Source organism: Terrabacter sp. Soil811 (genome assembly GCF_001429655.1).
Classification (GTDB): domain Bacteria; phylum Actinomycetota; class Actinomycetes; order Actinomycetales; family Dermatophilaceae; genus Terrabacter.
This window is the reverse complement of the sequence record NZ_LMSX01000007.1, coordinates 428674-446616: the sequence shown is the minus strand read 5'-3', so window position 1 is coordinate 446616 and position 17943 is coordinate 428674. Positions and strand designations below refer to the sequence as shown.

Below are 17943 nucleotides of genomic sequence, written 5' to 3'. Positions count from 1 at the left end.
GAGAGCCGGTTCGACCGGAGTGGACGTCAGTACGTGCTCTGACCGCCGTTGGTCGGACGGTAGTGGCTGTCGGGCTGGTCGTCGGCCTCGAACGCCGTGGTCCGGGTCGGGTCGAAGGACGCCGTGGGCTGACCCGTCTCGGGCCGCCCGTGGTAGAAGTCGTCAGCCGAAGCGGCCTCCTGGGGGGCCGGGGTGGTGGTGTCGCCCCCGTCGTGACGCGCCTTCGCCTGTCGTGCCTGCTCGCCGACGCCCGGGGCCTGTCGTACCTGCTCGCGGACCCGGCCGGTCTCCTCGGCCAGGGTGTCGAGGTAGCCCTCCCAGCGAGCCTGCATCGGCTTGACGAGGCCGCCTCCGACGCCGACGACGATCACGCCGGCCACGGTCGCCAGCACGGCGATGAGCACCGGCATCGTCACGGTGGTGGCGATACCGACCTGCCCCAGGGCGGCGATGATGCCGAGCCCCAGGATGAAGATGCTGGCGATGTTGGCGAGCAGCTTGCCGTAGGACAGGCCGCCCAGGGTGTTGGTGATGAGCTCGCGCACGGCAGCGGCGATCGCAGCGGCCACGACGACGATGACGATGGCCACGACGGCCTTGGGCAGGAATGCGATGACACCGCTGAGCAGGTCACTGATCGGGTTGGGGCCCCAGATGCCGAAGGCGAGCTGGAGCACGAAGAGCAGCAGGGCGTAGTAGACGATCTTGCCGACGATGGTCGACGCGTCGTACTCGCTCCTGGCCAGCGCGCGCTTGATGCCTCCGCGCTCGACTGCGCGGTCGAAACCGACCCGCTCGAGGACCTTGTCGACGACCTTCCCGATGGCCTTGGCGACGAGCCAGCCGATCACGAGGATGACCAGGAAGGCCAAGAACTTGGGTACGAAGAGCGCCACGGACCTCCACAGGTCCGTCAGTGCTGTGCTGATGTTGTCCACGAGAGTCTCCAGGGAGTCGATGGTTTACGTTGTAAACGCCAGTCGGGGTGGTACCTACCCCGCCTGCCCCGGAGGGAAACCTCGACGACCGCTGGGCGTAGGGGACGCCGGCGTCCCGACATGCCAAGAGCCCGCCCTCCACGTGGAAGGCGGGCTCAGGGCATACGCGCACTGGGCGCAGGGACCTCAGTCGGTCTTGATGAAGCTGAGCAGCATCGACACGAACGTGATGATGAGGCCGCCGAAGACGGCGTCCCAGAAGAAGTGCTCGACGTGGAAGGGGAGGTCGAGCTTGCCGGCCAGCCACGACGTGAGCTCGAGCATCAGGGCGTTGACGATGAAGACGAACAGGCCCAGCGTCAGGATGATGAGCGGCAGTGAGATGAGCTTGATGATCGGCTTGATGAAGGCGTTGAGGATGCCGAAGATCAGGGCCACGAGGACGACCGTCCAGATGACCTGACCCGTCGAGCCACCACCGAACGTGATGCCGGGGATGGCCCACGCGGCCACCCCCAGGGCGACGGCGTTGACCACCGTCCGAAGCGCGAAGTTGAGGAGCATGCGCTCAGTGTTCCACGGGCGCAGGCGCATCGGCGGGAAGACCGGGGTGCTCGTCGCCGGGGATCCGCGGCTGGAACATCGCGTTGAGACGCAACAGGTCCGGCTCGACCATCTTGAGCGAGCCGATGGCCTCGGCGACGGGCACGCGCTCGATGCGGCCCTTCTGCAGAGCGACCATCTGGCCCCACGCCCCGTCGAGGGCGGCCTCGACCGCAGCCACGCCGAAGCGGGTGCCGAGGACTCGGTCGAAGGCGACGGGCGAGCCGCCGCGCTGGATGTGGCCGAGCGCGGTCATCCGGCTCTCGATGCCGGTCCGGCCCTGGATCTCGCGGGCGAGGATCGAGCCGATGCCGCCGAGGATCTGGTGGCCGTACTTGTCGACCTCGGGCGCCGGGATGTCCATCGTGCCGGCCTTGGGCAGCGCGCCCTCGGCGACGACGACGATCGTCGCGAAGCGACCCTTCTTGTGCCGGTGGACGATTCGCTCGCAGACCTCGTCGACGTCGAAGGGCTCCTCGGGCACGAGCGTGATCGCGGCGCCCCCGGCGAGGCCCGACCAGATCGCGATGTGGCCGACGTGGCGGCCCATGACCTCGACGACGAGGACGCGGTGGTGGCTCTCGGCCGTCGTGTGCAGCCGGTCGATGGCGTCGGTGCAGATCTGCACGGCGGTCTGGAAGCCGAACGTCATCTCGGTGAGGGAGATGTCGTTGTCGATCGTCTTGGGCACGCCGATGACGGGAAAACCGTTCTCGTGCAGGCGGTTGACGACACCCATCGAGCCCTCGCCACCGATGCCGATGATGGCGTCGAGCCCGTGCCGGTCGTAGGCCTTGCGCACGCGCTTGAGGCCGTCCTCGTGGGCGAACGGCTGGTCGCGGCTCGTGCCGAGGATCGTGCCACCGAGGGGCAGGATGCCGCGGCACCGGTCGACGTCGAGGATCTCGTAGTCGTTGTCCATGACCCCGCGCCAGGCATTGCGGAAGCCGATGACGGTGCTGTCGTACGTGACCTCGGCGGCGCGGGTCGCGCCCCGGATGACGGCGTTGAGGCCGGGACAGTCCCCGCCCCCGGTGAGGATGCCGATGCGCATGATCTGACTTTCGTGAGGCTGGGCATGAAGAAGATGTCGAGGCGGCGGTGGCGCGACGATGTGAGCCTAGCCACAGACCGGCGTCGCCGTCAGGAGAGCGTCCATGGGCCGGTCGCCCGCGTGGACACTGGCTCTACAGTTCGGGTATGAGCGACAGCCCTGAGACCGTCAGCGAGAGCGTGACCGAGAGCGCCACCCCGGACGAGGCGTATGCCGCCCCGCAGGCGTCGGGCGCCACCGTGCGGCTCCGCGACGTGCTGGCCCAGATGCCCGACTACAAGCCCGGGAAGCCCGCGTCGGCACCCGCCGGCGTGACGGCATACAAGCTGTCGTCCAACGAGAACCCCTACGGTCCGCTCCCGTCGGTGCTCGCGGCGATCGACGACGCGGCGGCGACGGTGAACCGCTACCCCGACATGGCCGTCACGGCGCTGACCGAGCGGCTCGCGAAGGCGCTCGACGTCCCGGCCGAGTGCATCGCGACGGGCACCGGCTCGGTCGCGGTCCTCGCCCAGATCGTCAACGCCGCGTGCGACGCCGGTGACGAGGTCGTCTTCGCGTGGCGCTCGTTCGAGGCCTACCCGATCGTCACGCAGCTGGCCGGCGCGAAGCCCGTCATGGTCGGCCTCGACGAGCGGGCCCGCCACCGCCTCGACGCGATGTTCTCCGCGATCACCGACCGCACCCGCGTCGTCCTCGTCTGCACCCCCAACAACCCCACCGGACCGTGCGTTCACCAGGCGGAGCTCGAGGCCTTCCTCGACAAGGTCCCGAGCGACGTCATCGTCGTCGTCGACGAGGCGTACGTCGAGTTCGTCCGCGACCCCGACGCCGTGCGCGGGCTCGAGACGTGGCGCCACCGCCCCAACGTCGTCGTCCTGCGGACCTTCTCCAAGGCGTACGGCCTCGCCGGCCTCCGCGTGGGGTATGCCGTCGCGCACCCGCCTGTCGCCGCCGCCCTCCGCAAGACGGCCACGCCCTTCGGCGTCAACTCGGTCGCGCAGGTGGCCGCCATCGCCTCGCTCGACGCGTTCGACGAGCTCAACGCGCGCGTCGAGTCGCTCGTCGCCGAGCGCGACCGGGTCGTCCGGGCCCTCGGCGACCAGGGCTGGAAACTTCCGCAGTCCGATGCGAACTTCGTGTGGTTCCCGCTCGGCGCCGACTCGACGGCCTTCTCGCAGGCGTGTGCCGAGGCCGGCCTCACGGTGCGGCAGTACGGCGACGACGGCGTGCGCGTCACGATCGGCGAGGTGGACGCGAACTCCCGGCTCATCGAGGTCGCCGAACGCTTCGGGGCCCGCTGACCGAGCCGATCGGGGCGACAATGGGCTGAGCCGCGCGGTGTCGCGCGGCCGTCGTTGCAGGTCGTGGCGCAGGAGGTCGCGGATGGGCACGGTGCGGAGGCGGCTCGCCGGTCGCGCGCTCAGCGGCAGCCTCGCGCTGCTCGGTGTTTTGCTCGTCGTGCCGTCGCTGTACTCGCCGACCCGGGAGATGGCGGTCGCCGACCGCGAGCACGGCTCGCTCCTGTCGCACCAGTGGGAGTGGAGCTGGGGGCGCGTCCGGGTGGCCGGTCTCGAGGGGGTCGAGCTGCGCGACCAGTGGAACCCGTTCGGCCTCGCCGTCCTCGTGGTGCTCCTCGTCTCGGGCCTCGCAGGCGTCTGCGTATGGCTGGCCCGCCGGGTCACGTGGGGTCACGTGCTCGGGCTCGTCACGGTAGGGCTGCTGACCGGTCGCGTCCTGACGACGGTGGCCGAGCGGCTCGGCCGCTCGCTCGGCGAGGTCGACCAGGGGGCTGCCGGCCTCACGGTCCGGACCGAGATGACGCAGGCGGGGTCGCTCGAGACGGTCGCTGCCTGCGTGCTCGTCGTCGCGCTCGTGCTCATGGGTGTGGCCGCGGCCCGGTCGACGGGCCGGAGCACCCTGCCGGCGAAGCTCCCCGGGACGCCGGCTGCCGGCACTGCGGCTGCCGGCCCTCCAGCAGGTCGGGCGGGGCCGGCCGGGCTGCGCCCTGTCGGTGAGCACCTGACGACCGCGCCCGTGTCGTTCGACGACGCAGGTGCGGGCGGTGGGGGCGGAGGGGCTGACACGCCGGCGACGGCAGGAAAGCCCGGGAGGACGCCGTGACGGACATCCGGAAGCACATGGTCGCCGGCCGGCTGACAGCCGCGCTCGTCGGGCTTCTCGGGGTGCTGCTCGCACTGCCCACGCTCGTGCTCCCGACCCACGCCATCTTCCAGAAGCCGCCGGAGTCGGCCGAGCCCGACGCGTCCCCGTTCCGGCTGTCCGTCTGGAGCTGGGGGCACGTCGCAGACACGACCGCCAACACGGACGGCCAGATCGACGTCGGCAACACGACCGGCCTGGTGATCCTCGTCGTGGCCCTTGCCGCAGGCCTCGCCGGCGTCCTCGCGTACGCGTTCCGGGCCGGCACCGATGGCCGGATCCTCGGTGTGGCGGGACTCGCCTGGGCTGCATCCCAGGTCGTCGGTGGGCTGGGACGACGGGTCGGTGACACGATCTCGGGCATCTTCGGCGACGGTGACCAGCTCGTCGTCGAGACCTTCCCCACCGGCTACCTCGAGGTGGCCTCCGCCGCGCTGCTCGTCGTGTCGCTCGGTCTCCTCGTGCTGCGACCCGTGGCCGCGCTGGCGCGGTCGGCCGTCGTCCGCGCGCGGGCGCTCGCCCGCCGTGCGGCCACGCACGACGAGGTGTCCGATGCGGCAGGCACCACGGAGACGGCAGCGCCGCGCGTCGGGATCGCGACGATCCGTGACGTGCCCGCGGGCCCCGACCATCGGTCCCCTGCGCGGCGCGAGCACGCCGGCACGGGCGTCGGCTTCTCCGACGACCCGACCGTCGACCCCGACCGGTTCCGGCCGCCGAGATGACCGACGGTCCCGTCCACGACGCCGACCCGGAAGCCGGGCCGGGATGGCGTACGCGTGTGGCGGGGGTGGCGCTCGGCGGCGTCGGCGTGGTGCTGGCGGCGTCCACGGTGGTGTGGCCGACGAAGGTCGTCGCGGTCCGCGTCCCGGAGGTCGGCGACTTCACCAAGGGCTACGAGCAGCTGATCTGGTCGTGGGGACGTGAGGTCGTCTACACCTCGGACGGTGTGCTCCTCGACGCGTTCTCCGGTCCCGACCCGGTGCCGCGAGCGGTGCTCCTCGTCGTCGTCCTGCTGCTCGCCGCGGCCGGGCTGGTCGCCCGGCTCGTCCGTGGCGGGCGGCCCGGTGAGCTCGCGTCGGGGGTCGGCCTGGCGCTGGCTCTCGCGACGGTCGCGGCATCCGTGGTGCAGCGGCTGTCGGTCGACGACCGGACGATCGGCCTGCAGCCCGGGCTCGTCGTCGTGACGACGACGGTCGGCTGGCTCGAGGTCGTGTCGGTCGTCCTGCTCACGGCAGCAGTCGCCGGTCTCGTCGTCCCGGTGTTGCTGCCGCGCGTGGCGGACTCGGTCACCGGCACGGTGTCCGGCGTCGCGGCGCTACTTCGGCAGCGTCGCGCCCTGGTGGAGGCCACCCCACCGCTCGTCGCCACCCTGATGGACCCCGGTCCGGTCGGCACGGGGCGGGCGCCCGAGGTCGGCTTCAGAGACACGCCCTTCCCGTCGGGCGCGGACGGGGGAGTGCCGCCGACCGACACCGACAGGTGAGGGCTGGATCGGGCCTCGTGGAAACTGGTCGTGTGCCGGACGTCCGCAGTGTGGGTGGGCGGCCCTACCGTCGGGGCATGGACATGAAGCTGGAGCTGGTGGCCGTGCCCGTGACCGACGTCGACCGGGCCAAGGAGTTCTACGCCGAGAGGGTCGGATTCGTCCTCGACCACGACCACACGGTCAGTGACGAGATCCGTTTCGTGCAGCTGACCCCACCCGGGTCGGCCTGCTCGATCGCGATCGGCAAGGGTCTGACCGAGATCGTCCCCGGCGGCCTCGACAACCTCCAGATGGTCGTCGCCGACGCCGACGCCATCAGGGCCGAGCTCGTCGGTCGCGGCGTCGAGGCGTCCGAGGTCGACGAGCAGCCGTGGGGCCGTTTCGTCCACTTCAGTGACCCCGACGGCAACCGGTGGTCGCTGCAGGAACTGCCAGCCTGGTCCGCCGGTGCCGGCGGCGACGGCGTCGACCCCGGGGCCTGACGCGTCGTGTCCGGGCTCCGTAGGGCCGTGCCGCTGCTCCTCGTGACGGGGGCCGTCCTGCTCGCCGCGGTCCTCGTCTGGCCCACTCACCACCTCGTCTCACGCACGGCCGGGGGGAGCGAGACTCTCGTCGACATCTGGTTCGACGGACGCGTGCGGGCCGTGAGCCAAGCGATCGAGGTGCAGCGAGAGAGCTCGCTCACCGCGGTCCTGCTCGTCGTCGCGGCCATCGTCCTGCTCCTCGCCGCCGGCGGGCTCTGGGTGGCGGCCGCTCGGAGAACCCCGGTCGTGCCGGCTGTCGCGGTGACGGCTGCGACGCTCGCCGCTCTCGCTGTCGCGGTGTCCCTCCTGGTCCTGGTCCGCAGTGAACCCTTCTCCTTCGGGTGGGTAGGGAGTGCGGAGGTGGGGCAGCTCGACACGGCGATGACGCCGGTGGCGCTCTTCCTCCCGGCCGTGGTGGTGCTCGGGGCGCTGGCGATCGTCGCGATGCTGACGAGGGTGGCTCGGCGTCGCGTGGCGACCTGACGACCTGACGACCTGACGACGTGATGACCTGAACGGCCGGGCGGCCCGTGTCGGTCCTCCGGCGTACGTTCACGGCATGCTCACCGCCGTCGCCGTGTCCGGCTACCGCTCGCTGCGCGACGTCGTCGTGCCCCTGCACGGGCTCGACGTCGTGACGGGCGCGAACGGCAGCGGCAAGTCGAGCCTCTACCGGTCGCTCCGGCTCCTCGCCGGCTGCGGCCGGGGCGACGTCATCGCCACCCTCGCCCGCGAGGGTGGCCTCCAGTCCGCGCTGTGGGCCGGCCCGGCGACCCTCGGCGGCGCCCGCGACCGTGGTCACGCCGTGCAGGGCACCCGTCGCAAGGGCCCGATCAGTCTCCAGCTCGGCTTCGCCTCCGACGACTTCGGCTACCTCGTCGACCTCGGCCTGCCGCAGCAGTCGACCGGCAGCGAGGCAGGGACGCCGTCGGCGTTCCTGCGCGACCCCGAGATCAAGCGCGAGGTGGTCTGGGCCGGCCCCGTCATGCGGCCCGGCTCGGTGCTCGTGCGCCGCCGGTGGGGTGTCGTCGAGACCCGCGCCGTGGGCGGAAGCGACGACGGCTGGGCCTCCGACTGGGGACCCGACGACGGCGAGGCCGCGGAGTGGGAGTCCGACCCCGTCGAGGCCCCGGGATCACGCACCGGCTCGCGAGCGGCCTACAGGGAGTCGGGCGCCGGCACGGCGTCGGGCCCGAGTCGCGGTGCACGCCCCGGGTGGGTCGAACTGACCCGCTCGCTGCGCCCGTGGGAGAGCATGCTGACCGAGCTCGCCGACCCCGAGCGGGCGCCCGAGCTGCTCCGGGTGCGCCGGATGATCCGCGGCTGGCGGTTCTACGACGGGTTCCGCGCCGACGCCGAGGCCCCGGCCCGGACGCCCCAGGTCGGCACCCGCACCCCGGTGCTCGCCGACGACGGACGCGACCTCGCCGCCGCGCTCCAGACGATCCGCGAGAACGGCCGGTCCGAGCTCGACCGAGCCGTCGCCGACGCCTTCGACGGGGCGATCCTCGAGGTCACCGTCGACAGCGGCCGCTTCGACGTGGAGCTGCACCAGCCCGGGATGCTGCGGCCGCTCGCCGGGGCCGAGCTGTCCGACGGCACGCTGCGCTACCTGCTCCTCGTCGCCGCGCTGCTGACGCCCGACCCGCCGTCGCTCATGGTCCTCAACGAGCCCGAGACGTCGCTGCACCCCGACCTGCTCCCACCGCTCGGACGGCTCGTCCGGTCCGCGGCCGAACGCAGCCAGGTCATGGTCGTCTCCCACTCCGAGGCGCTCATCCGCGAGCTCGGTGTGGTCGATCCCGACGACGACGAGGCACCGGTCGGGCTCGGCTCACCGGCCCGAGGCATCACCCTCGTCAAGGACCTCGGCGAGACCTTCGTGCAGGGTCAGGGCCTGCTCACCACCCCGGCCTGGACCTGGGGCACCCGGCGCTGACCGCGCCGGCGAGCGCGCCCCGAGCACACGGCATACGCCCTCCCGCCCGGGTGGTGCCCTCCTCGGACCCGGCGGCGTCCGCGCAGGTCAGCCTCTCGGTGGAGCGCGACGTCGTCCCGCATTGTGAGATTCGCAGGGCTCTCCGGTAAGTTCCGGGTCGAGGACCAAGCACGTGTCCGTCGTCACGAACGGCGGCCCTGCGCCCCCCAGAAGCCGACGAGCGGGTGACCCCCGTTTGCGGGCCGAACGAGTAGGCCGGTCTCACCGGCGAAGGAGCCCCAGTGAGCGACAAGGTTGTCGCCGAGCTGCAGGAGCCGACCCCCGCGGTCGGCGACGGTGGCCCGGACATGATCCAGCTGCTGACCCCCGAAGGTCAGCGCGTGTCCCATCCCGACTACGACAAGTACGTCGCGGACCTGACGCCCGAGGACCTGCGGAGCTTCTACCGCGACCTCGTCCTCATCCGCCGGCTCGACGCCGAGGGCTACGCGCTGCAGCGCCAGGGCGAGCTCGGCCTGTGGCCCAGCCTGCTCGGCCAGGAGGCGGCCCAGGTCGGCTCCGGTCGTGCGCTGCGGCCCCACGACTTCGTCTTCCCGACCTACCGCGAGCACGGCGTCGGCTTCGTGCGTGGCATGGACCCGCAGAGCTCGCTGCAGCTCTTCCGTGGCGTCAGCCAGGGCGGCTGGGACCCGCAGGAGAACAACTTCCACCTCTACACGATCGTCATCGGGGCCCAGGCGCTGCACGCCACGGGGTACGCGATGGGTGTGCGGATGGACGGCAACGTCGGCACCGGCGACCCCGACCGCGACACCGCGGTCATCTGCTACTTCGGCGACGGCGCCTCCTCGCAGGGTGACGTCAACGAGGCCTTCGTCTACGCGGCGAGCTTCGACGCGCCGGTCGTCTTCTTCTGCCAGAACAACCAGTGGGCCATCTCCGAGCCCGTCGAGAAGCAGACCCGGATCCCGCTCTTCCAGCGCGCCCGCGGCTTCGGCTTCCCGGGTGTCCGCGTCGACGGCAACGACATCCTCGCGACGTATGCCGTGACGCAGCACTGCCTCGACGAGGCCCGCAACGGCAACGGCCCGCTCCTCATCGAGGCCTACACGTACCGCATGGGTGCGCACACGACGGCCGACGACCCGACGAAGTACCGCGTCTCGGCCGAGGTCGAGGAGTGGAAGTTCCGCGACCCGATCCTGCGCCTCAAGACGCTCCTCGCGCACGAGGGGATGGCCGACGAGGCCTTCTTCGTCCGCATCGACGAGGAGGCCGACCAGTTCGCAGCCGAGCTGCGCGAGGGCTGCGTCACGATGGAGACGATGGCCGGCGAGACGATGTGGGACCACGTCTACGCCGAGGACCACCCGGTCATGGAGGCGGAGCGTGCCGCCTACCTCGCCTACAAGGCGAGCTTCGAGGAGGCGAACTGATGGCCGGCCAGCTCGAGAAGGTCACGCTTGGCAAGAGCATCACCAACGGCCTGCGCAAGGCCATGGAGGCCGACCCCAAGGTCGTGCTCATCGGTGAGGACATCGGCAAGCTCGGTGGCGTCTTCCGCATCACCGAGGGTCTGCAGAAGGACTTCGGCGAGGACCGCGTCATCGACAGCCCGCTCGCCGAGTCCGGCATCGTCGGCACCGCGGTCGGCATGGCGCTGCGCGGCTACCGCCCCGTCTGCGAGATCCAGTTCGACGGCTTCGTCTACCCGGCCTTCGACCAGATCGTCAGCCAGGTCGCCAAGATGCACGCCCGTGCCCTCGGCGCGGTCAAGATCCCGATGGTCATCCGCATCCCGTTCGGCGGCGGCATCGGCAGCCCGGAGCACCACTCCGAGAGCCCCGAGGCCTACTTCGCCCACACCGCGGGCCTGCGCGTCGTCGCGTGCAGCAACCCCGAGGACGCCCACTGGATGATCCAGCAGGCCGTCGCGTGCGACGACCCGGTGATCTTCTTCGAGCCGAAGCGCCGCTACCACGACCGTGCGGAGTACGACACGACCGCGACCACCGCGCCGCGCGGCCTCTTCGAGGCCAACGTGCTCCGTGAGGGCACCGACGTGACGCTGCTCGGCTACGGCCCTGTCGTCAAGACGATGCTCGAGTCGGCCGCCGCGGCGGAGGCCGAGGGCACGAGCATCGAGGTCATCGACCTGCGCTCGCTCTCGCCGCTGCCGATCGACACCATCGTCGAGTCGGTGCGCAAGACGGGTCGCCTCGTCGTCGTCCAGGAGGCGAGCAGCTTCCTCGGCATGGCGTCGGAGATCTCGGCGCAGGTCACGGAGCAGTGCTTCTACGAGCTCGAGGCACCCGTCATCCGGGTCGCCGGCGCGAACATCCCCTACCCGCCGAGCCGGATGGAGGAGGAGTTCCTCCCCGACCTCGACCGCATCCTCGACGGCGTCGACCGCGCGCTCGCGTACTGAGAAGGGCTGCGACACATGGCAATCAAGACGTTCAACCTGCCCGACCCCGGTGAGGGGCTCGTCGAGGCCGAGATCGTGGAGTGGAAGGTGTCGCCCGGCGACACCGTCAAGGTCAACGACATGGTCCTCGAGATCGAGACCGCCAAGTCGCTCGTCGAGCTGCCCATCCCGTGGGCCGGCACCGTCAAGGAGCTGCTCGTCGAGGTCGGCCAGACGATCGACGTCGGCACGCCGATCATCTCGATCGACGACGGCAAGGGCGGCGACGACGCTCCCTCCGCCGCACCGTCGATCCCGGGCGAGAAGGCCGCCCCGGCCGAGGGCGCGGGTGGCGACTCCGAGGCGATCCTCGTCGGCTACGGCGCCAAGGCCGGCGCCACGGCCCGTCGTGCCCGCAAGGGCATGGCCGCCGACCCCGTCGCCGCCGGACCGACCGAGACCGAGCAGGTCGCGGCTGCCGCACCCGTCGCCGAGCACGCAGCCCCGGCTCCGCGTGTCGAGTCGCCGGCTCCTGCCGTCCCGGTCGCGTCCGCTGCCGGTGGCCGTCCCAAGGCGAAGCCGCCGGTCCGCAAGCTCGCCAAGGACCTCGGCATCGACCTCGCGTCCGTCACCCCGACCGGGGCCGACGGCATCATCACGCGCGACGACGTGACGAACCATGCAAGCGGCGCCGTCGTGAACGGCGTTGCAGCACAAGCCGACTCCGCCGTCGGGGGTGCCGCGCCGGCCATCTCGCGTATGCCGTTCGGCGCGGGTGAGCGCGAGGAGCGCACGCCGATCAAGGGCGTCCGCAAGATGACGGCGCAGGCGATGGTCGGATCGGCCTTCACCGCACCGCACGTCACCGAGTGGATCACCATCGACGTCACGAAGACGATGGAGCTCGTCGACCGCCTCAAGGGCAGCCGCGAGTTCAAGGACGTCAAGGTCACGCCGCTGCTCGTGCTCGCCAAGGCGCTCGTCCTCGCGGTCAAGCGGAACCCCGGCATGAACGCGACGTGGGACGAGGCCAACCAGGAGATCGTCCAGAAGAACTACGTCAACCTCGGCATCGCCGCCGCGACCCCGCGTGGCCTCATCGTCCCGAACATCAAGGACGCCCACGCCATGACGATGCTCGAGCTGGCGCAGGCCATCGGACAGCTCACCGCCACGGCTCGCGAGGGCCGCACCCAGCCGGCCGAGATGTCGGGCGGCACGATGACGATCACCAACGTCGGCGTGTTCGGCGTCGACAGCGGCACCCCGATCATCAACCCGGGGGAGTCGGCCATCGTGTGCTTCGGTGCGATCCGCAAGCAGCCGTGGGTCGTCACCGATGCCGACGGCAACGACGAGATCGCCATCCGCCACGTCACGCAGCTCGCGGTGAGCTTCGACCACCGTCTCATCGACGGTGAGCTCGGCAGCCGCTTCCTGTCCGACCTGGCCGCGATCCTCGCCGACCCGGCCCAGGCCCTCGTCTGGGGCTGACCCACTCCAACCGTCGGAGGGCCACAACCAGTACCGGTTTGTGGCCCTTCGACGTTCCGTCCTGCCGGCGACGCCTCAGGAGGACCGCGATCGGATCGGGACACACCCCCACGATTGGGGGTATGCCGACCCCACCCGTGGCGCGTGCGCCACGCGGCGCGCCGCGCCACGATGGTGGAGTTCCCGATCGGGCGATCGCCCCTGAGCAGTGGAGGTCCGTCATGGGTGGGCAGCGCGTGCACGGGCCGGGTCCGTGGTGTGCCCGGGCAGGACGGGGGCCCCGCCGGTGACTGCTCTCCGCTCGGACCCGACCCCGCAGGGACCGGACGTCGTCCGCGTGCTCGTCGTCGACGACGTGCACATCCTCCGGATCGGGCTCGCCTCGCTCTTCTCCCTCGAGGGTGACCTCGAGCTCTGCGGCGCCGCCGAGAGTGGCGAGCAGGCGGTCGAGGTGGCCCGGCGCACTCACCCCGACGTCGTGCTCATGGACATCCGGATGCCCGGCATCGGCGGGGTCGAGGCCACCCGGAGGATCCTGCAGGACCTGCCGACGACCCAGGTCGTCGTGCTGACGGGAGAGCCGTCGGTGCAGGGACGGCGCGCGGCGCTGGAAGCCGGCGCGGCGGCATACATCGTCAAGGATGCGGTGCCGTCGACGGTCCTCGACGCGGTCCGCGGCGTCGGTAGGGGGCGACAGCCCGGGATCCCGCGCTGACCCTCCGGACGCCGCGGCCGGCGACGCTCAGGGGAGCTGGAGCTCGCTCGCGAAGGAGGTCGGGAAACGCGCCACGAGCTCGGTCCCGCCCTCGGTGCGGCGCGCCAGTCGCAGCGACCCACCGACGTCGGTCAGGGTGTCCTCGAGCAGGCGCAGGCCGAGGTGGCCGGTGGCGACCGGGCCCGGAGGTGGCCCGCTGCCGTCGTCGAGCACCGTCACCGTGGCCTCGTCGCCCTCGACGGCGGCGACGAGGGTCGCGCGGGAGGCGTCGGCGTGCTTGACGACGTTGCGCAGGCCCTCGCGCAGGATGCGGTAGGTCAGCTGGATCGCCTCCCTGGACAGGTGGGCGTAGCCGGGAGAGACCTCGACGTCGACGGCGACGCCCGACTCGCGGGCCCGCGCCGCGAGGATGTCGAGGGCCGCCGTGAGCCCGGGCAGGGACGGGTCGGCCGGGTAGAGGTCGGTGACCAGGCCCCGCAGGGACGAGATGTCACCGCGGAGGCTCTGACCTGCAGAGTCGAGCAGCTCGCGCGCCTCGACCGAGCTGTCGGGCAGCTGGCGGGCGACCATCGGGAGGGCGTAGCCGAGGGCCGCGAGATTCTGGATCAGGCCGTCGTGCAGCTCCTCGGCGATGCGGCGCCGCTCCATGTCGGAGGCGGCGAGAGCATGGCGCAGCATCGCCCCGCGTTCGGTGCGCGCGTGGTCGACCCGACGGGCCAGCGACAGGGCCAACGGCAGGAGGAAGAGCGTCAGGATGAGCATGGCGCCGACGGCGAGGGCCGTCAGCGCGTAGAGCAGCAGCCGCTGGTCGCTCTCGAGCCGCTCGGTCGACCAGTAGGACTCGATGACGACCGGCTTGCTGTCGGCGTCGAACGCACCGACGTACACCTCGAGCAGCTGGCCCGCGGTGCGCTCCTCGACGTTCTCCACCTTGCTGAGGTCCGACACGTCGGCGACGACGTCCTGGGTGCCGAAGAGCGCGGCGACGTCCTCGTCCATGACGTACGTGCGGCCGATGAGGTCGCGCTCGTCCGACCAGATGACGTTGCCCTCCATCGACCAGAGCTTGACGTGGACGAGGGACCCGTCCCGCAGCCGCGACTCGACGACCGTGACCAGGCTCTGTGAGGAGTTCGGGCGCCGGGAGCGCACCGCGGTGTCGACGAAGGGCGCTGCGACGTTGGTCGCGAAGGTCCTGCCTCGCAGGCTCGCCTCGCGCAGCGCGAGGTCCGCCGCCAACGCGCGTGCCACCAGGACCGCCCCGACCGCGACGATGAGGAAGGCCACGAGCGTCCACAGCCCGAAACGGGTGATGGCCTCGCGCACGATCGACGGGGGCCGGCCGTGTGTCCCACCGGACCCTTGCGAGCCCGGTGCGCTAGCCACGCCTGGTCGGTGCGATGAGGCCGAGCCGGCTCGCGGTCACGACGGCCTCGAGCTGGGAGTGTGCGTGCAGCTTGCGCAGCAGGGTCTTGACGTAGCCGCGACACGTCAGCACCGAGATCCCGAGCTCCCTGGCGATCATGACGGCATCGGCTCCGTCCGCCAGCCGGCGCAGGACGTCGGCCTCGCGCGGCGTCAGGCGCGGGACGGGAGCCCCGTGGCGGTCGGCGCCGGCCCGCACGATCGTGCGCAGCAGGCCGGGGTCGATGGCGAAGCCCTTCCGGGTCGACGACCGGACGGCGCCGAGGATCTCGTCGAGGGAGCCGTCCTTGGGAAGGAGGGCACACGCTCCGGCGTTGAGCGACCTCGTGAGCAGGGCCTGGTCGATGAAGGCGCTGAGCACGATGATGCGCACGTTCGGGACGGCACTGATGAGGTCCGTGGCGAGGTCGATGCCGTCGTCCTGACCGAGCCGGACGTCCATGAGGATGACGTCGGGCTGCCAGTACGCCGCCAGCGCGCGAGCCTGGGCAGCGTTGAGCGCCGTTGCGACACAGCGCAGGTCGGGCTCGCCGTTGATCACCAAGCCGATGGCGTCGGCAAGGACGCGGTGGTCGTCCACGACCAGGACTGATGTCTGTGTGCTGTCAACGCACGGTGAAGCCTTCATGGGCACCCCCCCGGGAGCATGTCGGCTTTCAGTATCGGCCACGTCGGCGGGCGCCGTCCCACGAATCCGAAGGGTCCGGTTCGTCCCGCGAGCGCCGACCGCGTCCCGACCGGTACTCCCGACGGACCCCGAGGTTCTCCCGAGCAGGTCCGCCCACCATGGGCGTGGACATCCCCCGCTGGTCGGGGGGCCCACTGCAGCAGCACAGTTCGACCGGGACGTCGGGCACCGGGAGCAGCACGCACCACGGGGCTCGCCGTCCACCACCTGAGGAGCAGGCATGAACACCTCCACACCTTCGGAACCCCAAGACCCGCGTGAGCTCGAGCCCGGCGGGGTCTACCGACGCACCGTCCTCCGGCTCGGGGCCGCCGGAGGACTCGGAGCCGCCCTCGTCGCCGCCCGCGGATTCGGCGGTCCCGTCCTGGCGCAGCAGGGTCTGCTGTCGCCCGACGGCGCCTTCGCAGCCTCGTCGACGACACTCGGCGACCTGCTCTTCTACGTCGAGGCCTTCCCGACGAGCCCGCTGATCCTCTCGCCCTTCTCCGACCCGCTCCCGATACCGAAGGCCCTGGCGCCCGTGCCCGTGTCGACCTTCAGCGGTTGGGCAAAGCCTCCCGGTCCCGGTGTGGGACAGCAGAACTCGTTCGGGAGCGAGCGGCACCAGATCTGGCCGTCCGCGCTCGGCTACCCCGACCCGATCGTCTACAAGATCGACCTGCTCCTGCGCACCCACTCGTTCACGACCTCCCAGGTGCTGCCGATCGACTCGAACGGCAAACCGACGGCGTCGTTCGACGCCTACGGCGCGACCTATGCCGCCGGCACGAAGCGCTGGCTGCCGATGAGCACGATCTACGGCTTCAACGGCACCTTCCCCGGCCCGAGGATCAACGCGGAGTACGGCAAGCCCGTCCTCGTCCGCTTCGAGAACCACCTCGACGAGAACCCGCTCGGCCTCGATCGGCAGGACTTCGGGTCCCCGGACTGGTCGTTCCTCACCCACCTGCACAACGGCCACACGGCGCCCGAGAGCGACGGCAACCCGCACTACTGCATGACCTACGGCCCCAAGTCGACCGGCTACGGACCCCAGACCTTCTGCGACAACCTCTACCTCAACTGGCCGGCGGGAGGGGACGACCGCGAGAAGCAGAGCTTCTTCTGGTTCCACGACCACCGCATGGACCACACCGGGTCGAACGTCTACAAGGGCATGGTCGGCCTCTACCCGATCTACGACCCCAAGAACGGCACGGACATGGGAGACGAGCGCCAGGGGCTCAGGCTGCCCGGCGTCCGCCGCGACAACCCGGACGGCTCCTTCGACGTCGACTACGACGTCCCGCTCGCGTTCTACGACTGCCGCCTCGACGACGGGGTGACCACGCACCAGGACGTCCACGACGGGATGGGGGAGTTCCCGGCAGCGAAGAACCCTGCGACGCACCCGGAGTGGTGGGGCAAGACGTTCTACAAGCACTTCCCCAACCACGGCTTCGTCGGCGACATCTTCACCGTCAACGGCACCGCCTACCCGACGATGGTCGTGCGACGCCGGAAGTACCGCTTCCGCTTCCTCGATGCCTCGATCGCCCGCATCTACGAGTTCAAGCTGATGGCGTCGACGACGGGCCCGAAGTCATCCGCGTCCCTGGGCTACGGCGGTGACGAGCTCGAGGGGCAGTACCGCATCCCTGACGGCCAGCAGTGCATGCAGTTCACCCAGATCGCCTCGGACGGCGGCCTGCTGCCGTTCGCGATCAAGCGCGACTCGTTCGAGCTGTGGCCGGCCAAGCGCCGCGAGGTCATCGTCGACTTCACCCGCTACCAGGACGGGACGCCGACGACGAAGGGCGACGTCGTCTACCTCACGAACGTCATGAAGATGCCAAACGGTCGCATGTGGTCCAACTCGTCCCGGTTCTCGCCGGACCCGAACTACAAGGTGCCGGTGCTGAAGTTCGTCATCGGCGACGACGCCCCGGACGACAGCCTCATCCCGCAGCCGGGTCAGCTGCTGCGGTCGCTGCCGCCGCTGCCGGGCAACTGGCAGAGCATGCTCGACAACCGCCTGGTCTTCGAGGTCGAGCGCGGGAGCTCGTCCGCCGACGTCGAGTGGCTCATCAACGGCCAGCCGTTCGACCCGACGCACGTCGGCACGAGCCTCAAGAACCCCGCCGGCAAGACCCCGCTCGCGCAGCAGAAGCGCGGCAGCTTCAACCTCTGGGAGATCCGCAACGGCGGCGGCGGCTGGGTGCACCCGTTCCACCTGCACATGGAGGAGCACCGCGTCGTCATGCGCAACGGCAAGGACGCGACAAAGGGCAGCGCGGGTCACCCCGACGACGTCTCGCGCGAGGACCTGACGGCCCTCGACCCGGGCGAGTCCGTCATCGTCTACCGGGGATTCCGGGACTTCGTGGGTCCCTACGTCGCGCACTGCCACAACCTCGCGCACGAGGACCACGCGATGATGTTCGGCTGGGAGATCACGCCGTAGGGAGCGTATGCCGTGTCGTGGCCTCCGCGTGGACGCCCACGACACGGCCTACGCCGTGGTC

The 17943-nt window shown here is 71.0% G+C and carries 17 protein-coding genes; 12 read left to right on the top strand and 5 right to left on the bottom strand.

Annotated elements, in window-relative coordinates:
- Positions 1-26: 26 nt before the first annotated feature.
- From ASH01_RS08965 to ASH01_RS08955, 3 genes are all read right to left on the bottom strand, one after another.
- Entirely contained in the window at positions 27-938 is a 912-nt protein-coding gene (locus ASH01_RS08965; RefSeq protein ID WP_200959113.1) for a mechanosensitive ion channel family protein, read from the bottom strand.
- Between the two features lie 186 nt (positions 939-1124).
- Entirely contained in the window at positions 1125-1502 is a 378-nt protein-coding gene (locus ASH01_RS08960) for a phage holin family protein (protein WP_056775276.1), read from the bottom strand.
- A 4-nt stretch (positions 1503-1506) separates the two neighbouring features.
- On the bottom strand, positions 1507-2595 hold the full coding sequence (locus tag ASH01_RS08955) for a 6-phosphofructokinase (protein ID WP_056774416.1): 1089 nt from the start codon (positions 2593-2595) through the stop codon (positions 1507-1509).
- Positions 2596-2741: 146 nt separating this feature from the next.
- Here ASH01_RS08955 and hisC point away from each other — a divergent pair, with 146 nt between their 5' ends.
- The 11 genes from hisC to ASH01_RS08900 all read left to right on the top strand — a co-directional run bounded on the left by hisC (position 2742) and on the right by ASH01_RS08900 (position 13326).
- Complete coding sequence (gene hisC, locus ASH01_RS08950; RefSeq protein WP_082619622.1) at positions 2742-3899, top strand: histidinol-phosphate transaminase; 1158 nt, start codon at positions 2742-2744, stop codon at positions 3897-3899.
- Between the two features lie 82 nt (positions 3900-3981).
- Positions 3982-4719 carry a hypothetical protein gene (locus ASH01_RS08945; RefSeq protein ID WP_056774415.1) on the top strand — a complete coding sequence of 246 codons (738 nt, stop codon included), beginning with the start codon at positions 3982-3984 and terminating at the stop codon, positions 4717-4719.
- Entirely contained in the window at positions 4716-5483 is a 768-nt protein-coding gene (locus ASH01_RS08940; RefSeq protein ID WP_056774412.1) for a hypothetical protein, read from the top strand. Before ASH01_RS08945 ends, ASH01_RS08940 begins: the two co-directional genes overlap by 4 nt.
- Positions 5480-6244: a hypothetical protein gene (locus ASH01_RS08935; RefSeq protein WP_056774410.1), complete on the top strand. Its 765-nt coding sequence runs from the start codon at positions 5480-5482 to the stop codon at positions 6242-6244. The genes ASH01_RS08940 and ASH01_RS08935 overlap by 4 nt, the downstream gene beginning before the upstream one ends.
- 77 nt (positions 6245-6321) lie before the next feature.
- A complete protein-coding gene (locus ASH01_RS08930; RefSeq protein ID WP_056774407.1) occupies positions 6322-6729 on the top strand; it encodes a glyoxalase superfamily protein in 408 nt (135 codons plus the stop codon).
- Positions 6730-6756: 27 nt separating this feature from the next.
- Positions 6757-7254: a hypothetical protein gene (locus tag ASH01_RS08925; protein ID WP_056774405.1), complete on the top strand. Its 498-nt coding sequence runs from the start codon at positions 6757-6759 to the stop codon at positions 7252-7254.
- A gap of 76 nt (positions 7255-7330) precedes the next feature.
- Positions 7331-8710, top strand: a complete 1380-nt coding sequence (locus ASH01_RS08920) for an AAA family ATPase (protein WP_056774402.1) — start codon at positions 7331-7333, stop codon at positions 8708-8710.
- Positions 8711-8991: 281 nt separating this feature from the next.
- Positions 8992-10146 carry a pyruvate dehydrogenase (acetyl-transferring) E1 component subunit alpha gene (gene pdhA / locus ASH01_RS08915; RefSeq protein ID WP_056755923.1) on the top strand — a complete coding sequence of 385 codons (1155 nt, stop codon included), beginning with the start codon at positions 8992-8994 and terminating at the stop codon, positions 10144-10146.
- Positions 10146-11138: an alpha-ketoacid dehydrogenase subunit beta gene (locus ASH01_RS08910; RefSeq protein WP_056774399.1), complete on the top strand. Its 993-nt coding sequence runs from the start codon at positions 10146-10148 to the stop codon at positions 11136-11138. The genes pdhA and ASH01_RS08910 overlap by 1 nt, the downstream gene beginning before the upstream one ends.
- A 15-nt stretch (positions 11139-11153) precedes the next feature.
- On the top strand, positions 11154-12611 hold the full coding sequence (locus ASH01_RS08905; RefSeq protein ID WP_056774396.1) for a dihydrolipoamide acetyltransferase family protein: 1458 nt from the start codon (positions 11154-11156) through the stop codon (positions 12609-12611).
- 286 nt (positions 12612-12897) lie between these two features.
- A complete protein-coding gene (locus tag ASH01_RS08900) occupies positions 12898-13326 on the top strand; it encodes a response regulator (RefSeq protein WP_056774392.1) in 429 nt (142 codons plus the stop codon).
- A 27-nt stretch (positions 13327-13353) separates the two neighbouring features.
- On the opposite strand, the gene ASH01_RS08895 is transcribed toward ASH01_RS08900, so the two are convergent.
- Entirely contained in the window at positions 13354-14652 is a 1299-nt protein-coding gene (locus ASH01_RS08895) for a sensor histidine kinase (protein WP_056774391.1), read from the bottom strand.
- Between the two features lie 52 nt (positions 14653-14704).
- On the bottom strand, positions 14705-15331 hold the full coding sequence (locus ASH01_RS22455) for a response regulator (protein WP_056774388.1): 627 nt from the start codon (positions 15329-15331) through the stop codon (positions 14705-14707).
- A gap of 328 nt (positions 15332-15659) precedes the next feature.
- Between ASH01_RS22455 and ASH01_RS08885 the strand changes: the two genes are divergently transcribed.
- Positions 15660-17882, top strand: coding sequence for a multicopper oxidase family protein (locus ASH01_RS08885; RefSeq protein WP_056774384.1), 2223 nt, complete (start codon positions 15660-15662; stop codon positions 17880-17882).
- Positions 17883-17943 lie beyond the last annotated feature (61 nt).